The sequence below is a fragment of the Archangium sp. genome (assembly GCF_036389735.1).
Lineage (GTDB): Bacteria > Myxococcota > Myxococcia > Myxococcales > Myxococcaceae > Archangium.
The window spans coordinates 1-3,902 of the sequence record NZ_DASVWK010000361.1; the positions used below are offsets into that span (position 1 = coordinate 1).

The following is a 3,902-nucleotide window of genomic DNA, read 5'->3' on the forward strand; positions in this document are numbered from 1 at the left end:
CGACAGGGAAGGCTGCGCGCAGTGAACGACAGCGGTGCTGCCCCGTCAAATGCATGCTGCTACGTCCGTGGAGCGGTCGAGCGGGCGTGTTGAGTCTTGGGAGATACCAGGGACCGCCCGCCGCTACCCTGGAGGGCGAGCTGGCGAGGGAGGCACGAGGAGCGGCGGCTCGACCCGTGCGCGGAGCCCCGCAGAACCGCGGGGCCCCGTACTTCTCGGCGTGGCGCCTAGCTCGCGCCGCTGCCCGTGAGCACCACCGGCACCGTCTTGAGAATCAAGTTGATGTCGTTCTTGAGGCTCCAGTGGTCGATGTACTGCATGTCCAGGTACATCCACTCCTCGAAGGAGATCTGGTTGCGGCCGGACACCTGCCAGATGCAGGTGAGGCCCGGACGCACCGAGAGCCGGCGACGCTGCCAGGCGGCGTACTTCTCCACCTCGCTCGGGATGGGCGGCCGAGGCCCCACCACGCTCATCTCCCCGCGCAGCACGTTGATGAGCTGAGGCAGCTCGTCGATGGAGTACTTGCGGATGAAGCGGCCAATGGAAGTGATCCGCGGGTCGTTCTTCATCTTGAAGACGGGGCCCGTCTGCTCGTTGAGGGCCTCCAGCTTGGCCTTGAGCTCCTCGGCGTTGACCACCATGGAGCGGAACTTGAGCATGTTGAACGGCTTGCCGTGCACACCCACGCGCTTCTGCTTGAAGAAGATGGGCCCGCGGCTGGTGAACTTCACGCCCAGCGCCACCCCCACCAGCAGCGGCGAGAGCACCGCCAGCGCCGCCGCCGAGCTGCAGATGTCGAAGAGCCGCTTGATCGCCATCTGGTGCGGCTGGAAGGCGTGCGTCAGGAAGTGCAGGTAGCCATCCGAGACGGCATGGTCATCGATGGGCCGCGCCCGATCGAACCGGAAGTGGTACGCTGGCAGCGCGAACGGGATGCCGAAGTTCTCGCACAGCTTCACCGCGGCCTGCATCTCCGCCGAGTGCTTCAACATGTTGCCGGCGATGTACACCTCGTCCACCGGCACCGTGCACAGGATGTGCTCCAGGTCCTTCGCCGTGCCCAGCACGGGGGCGGGCGGCGCGGCCGGGGTCGTCTCGCCGCTCAAGCTCAAGTAGCCGATGACCTTGCGCCGGTGCTTGGTGTTCAGGTCCTCGCCCGTCACCCGGCCCATGGCTCCCACGCCCAGGATGAGCACCTCGTCCAGCGGCTGCTCCTGCCCCGACAGCTGCCGGAAGAGGAAGAAGCGCAGCAGCGCCACCGACGGCCACAACAGCGGCGGGAACATGCTGAGCGCGACGATCCACGACTCGGTGCCCATCACCAGGCGCGTCAGGAAGAGCACCACCGTCACCACCATCACCTGGATGGAGATGAGCGCCAGGTCATCCAGCCGCTCCCGGTCCGCGAAGCGCGCGTCGTACAGGCACAGCGCCGTGCCCACGAACAGCCACGCCACCACGCCCACGCCCATCAGCACCCAGACGTCGGTGCGCTCCAGGTGCAGGTCGTGTCCCATCATCGTCGTGGAGACGAGCAGTGCCACCAGCACCAGCACCACGTCCACCAGCAGGTTCAGCTTGGCGGCGAAGCCCGGGGCGAAGCGCGAGGGCGCCGCGGCGGCCTCGGGGGGCTTCTGGGGCAGCACGGTGAGCGACTTCTCCGTGGTCTCGAGCGCGCTGGACGCCACCGGGGCCACGCTCGGAGCCAACTCATTGGGTTGGGTCTCCAGGCTGGCCTGCGAGGTGGGGGTGGTCGGCTCGCTGGAGCTCACGTCAACTTGTGCTGCGGGTCGCAAGGGGGGGGGTCCTCCGGGAGTTCGACGTCCAGTGGCCGCCCATCATAGGGGACCCGGACGCTGGTCAGAAGCCGTGGATAGGCAGTGGACGGGCAAGTGTTAAGCGGTCGCATCCCCCTGTATCTACTGGAACGCACCGTAGGAGACAGTCGCACGGGGTGTCAATCCCACCTGTATTTTTGTACTGGGAATGTAACCGTTGAGTGACAGTCCTCCGGCCCGAGGTCGGAGCGCATGTGTGGGGCCGGTGTAGGGGCATGGCGTGTGCATGGTGACGAGGGGACTGGACGTAATGGGTCCTCCCGGGGAGTCACCGCCATGCGGGTGCTGTCACGCATGTGCGGGGCGCGAGGGGCTCGTGAACCCGCGTCCATGGTAGAGGCGGGCGCATGAGCACGGAGTTGTCGAAGCGGGTGGTCATCCGCGAGGCGAGGCCCGAGGACGACGCGGTGGTGGGCGAGCTGCTGGTGGAGGCCTTCATCAGCCAGTACGCGAAGAAGCTGCCGGAGGTGGTGTACACCGAGGAGCGCAAGCGCGCCCTGCGCGATGTGGCGAGCAAGCGCGCGGTGGCGAAGGTGTGGGTGGCGGAGCTGGACGGCCGGGTGGTGGGCACGGTGGCGCTGTGGCCGCCGGGGGCCCCGGGCTCGGAGGCGTGGCTGCCGGAAACGGCGGACCTGCGGCACCTGGCCACGTCCGTGGACGTGCACGGCCAGGGCCTGTCCACGCCCCTGCTCGACGAGGCGGAGCGTGTGGCGCGCGACGAGTGGGGCGTGCCGGCCATCTGCCTGCACGTGCGACGGGGCGCGGAGGGCGTGATGCGCATGTACGAGCGCCGCGGCTTCGTGCGCGAGCCAGCGGGCGACCTGGAGCTGCCCACGGTCTCCCTCGTGGCGTACATGCGGCGCTACCCTCGCTGAGCGCCCCGTCCTCCGTTCAGCTCCCCGCGCCCTGCCCGGGGGGAGACTGGGTCTCCACCGGCCAGGGCCAGCGGCCTCCGGGAAGCTGGAGCGCGGCGTAGAGGTCCCTCACCCCCGAACCGAACACGCCCACCGCCATGAGGACGAGCGAGAGGCGCAGCGGCTCGGGGACGGGCGCGGGGGCCACCACCAGCGCCGTGGGCAGTTTCCCCCAGGCGAGCAATTCAGGGACGAGGTGGGCGAGCACCGCGCCGTAGAGAATGCCCATCACCGCGTGCGTGCACCGCTCCCCGGGGAAGACGCCTCCGAGCGGCCGGCGCACCGTGTCTTCCACCACGAAATCCGCGAGCGTGATGAGGATCTCCACCGCGATGACGAACCCGAGCACCACCGCCCAGGCTCCGCGCCACGCCAGCCAGGGCAGGGTGCCGAAGAGGAGCGCGTAGAAGAAGTCACGCGCCGCGTGCAGCAGCAGCTCGGGACGGGTGCCCGGGACGCGCGCGGGAAGCCGGGCACGCCACTCGTGGTAGTAGAGCGTGTCGAACGCCCCGATCACTCCCTGGATGGCGAGCAGCCACAGCGCGGTACTCATGGAGACTCCTCCTCGGGGGCGACGAGACCCTCGTACGTCAGCAGGCCGCCCACCAGCGCCGCGCCGATGCGCACGCACACGTGCATGCCCGTGGGGGCCTCCTCGACGGTGGCCTGGATGTGGGGGGCGAGCGGGTCGGGCAGGCGCAGGCGCCAGGAGCCGAGCCGGAGCCAGGCCTCCACCTGCTCATAGAAGAGCGCGCGGCCCTCGGCGCGCAGGCGGAAGACGCACTCCACCGGGCCAAGTCGTTCGATGAGCCGGCCTTCCCGGGCGTACTGCGTGGTGGCGAGCGCCTGCGTCCCGAAGGTGCGCTCCCAGCTCTGCCCGGCACCCTCTCGCCGCACCACGAGGCGCGTGGGCACGTCCTCGCCCGCGGCGGGGAAGCGGCAGAGCCAGCCCACCAGCGCGCGCACCACGCCCCGTCCCCGGTGGATGGTGAAGCACCCCGAGGCGCGTCCCTCTCCGTGCATGCGGCGCAGCATGGGAGGCAGCTCCGCCCAGGTGTCCCCGAGCAGCTCGGCGTAGAGCGACGTGGGCTCGTGCTCCGTCATGACCACCTCTCGCGCCGCAGGGGCCGCCAGCGGTAGGGACACT

4 protein-coding genes are annotated in these 3,902 nt (G+C 69.7%); 1 reads left to right on the plus strand and 3 read right to left on the minus strand.

Annotation, left to right across the window (positions count from 1 at the left end; translation table 11 throughout):
- Positions 1-227 precede the first annotated feature (227 nt).
- On the minus strand, positions 228-1,649 hold the full coding sequence (gene epsZ, locus VF794_RS12585; RefSeq protein ID WP_331110059.1) for an exopolysaccharide biosynthesis polyisoprenyl-phosphate hexose-1-phosphate transferase EpsZ: 1,422 nt from the start codon (positions 1,647-1,649) through the stop codon (positions 228-230).
- Positions 1,650-2,188: 539 nt separating this feature from the next.
- On the opposite strand from epsZ, the gene VF794_RS12590 reads away from it, so the two are divergent.
- Complete coding sequence (locus tag VF794_RS12590; RefSeq protein ID WP_331110053.1) at positions 2,189-2,716, plus strand: GNAT family N-acetyltransferase; 528 nt, start codon at positions 2,189-2,191, stop codon at positions 2,714-2,716.
- Between the two features lie 16 nt (positions 2,717-2,732).
- Here the strand turns inward: VF794_RS12590 and VF794_RS12595 are convergent, their stop codons facing one another.
- Together VF794_RS12595 and VF794_RS12600 are read right to left on the minus strand one after the other, a co-directional pair.
- Positions 2,733-3,308: a hypothetical protein gene (locus VF794_RS12595; protein ID WP_331110055.1), complete on the minus strand. Its 576-nt coding sequence runs from the start codon at positions 3,306-3,308 to the stop codon at positions 2,733-2,735.
- On the minus strand, positions 3,305-3,902 hold a 598-nt coding region (locus VF794_RS12600), incomplete at its 5' end, for a DUF4166 domain-containing protein (RefSeq protein ID WP_331110057.1). The genes VF794_RS12595 and VF794_RS12600, both read right to left, overlap by 4 nt.